Raw genomic sequence first — 702 nt, forward strand, 5'->3', positions numbered from 1 at the left:
TATGTCGATCCAGTTTTTTGGAAAAAGATAAACTCAATCGAACCAGTCGTGAACAGCGTTGACGAAGCGTACAGAAGAAGCGTTCGACATGGTTTGTGTCTTTCTTTTCCTGGCTGAAGCGGTGTTGAGCAGCCGGAATGATCTGTTTGTAGGCCTTCCAGTCGTCGGTATAAAAAGTTGCTCGCTGACGATAGGCTTCAGGCAGTGCCTGCCACAAGCCCAAGGCACCCTCTGAACTGCGATCCCCAACAAATAAGGCTACTACTTGGCGGCTAGCTCGGTCAAGGGCCAGCCAAAGCCATTGTTTATTCGCTTTCCAAGCTACAAAACTCCACAGTTCATCAAGTTCAGACTCAACCTTAACTAGTTCAATGTCAGATGATTCTTTCGCAGTGCAGGCTAAATCCTGGGGAACTTCGTCATAGAGTTTATCCATATAGGCGTAGAGTTGATGGGCTTTAATTTCCATGACTCGGCAGATGGCTTCAAGCGAAATGCGTTCGGCTAGCATCAGTTCAATACGCCGTTTATACTCATTCGACAGCGGTTGGTATGTTCGCATCTGGACAAATTGTCGAGCGCAACGTTTACATTTTAGGCGAGCCTTACGGTAGTAAGTAGACCCATTCTTGACTAAGTTTGTCGATCCGCAGGCGGGGCAGTTATGTTGTTGAAACATGGCACGTAGCACTAAGTTTGGCG

At 47.3% G+C, this 702-nt stretch carries 1 protein-coding gene; it reads right to left on the bottom strand.

The genetic code is table 11. The features are described from left to right. Positions 1 to 679 (bottom strand): IS1 family transposase (locus ACYVGR_RS37600; RefSeq protein WP_460966072.1); only part of this gene is annotated, 679 nt, incomplete at its 3' end. Positions 680 to 702: the final 23 nt, after the last annotated feature.

This window comes from Spirosoma litoris (genome assembly GCF_054776755.1).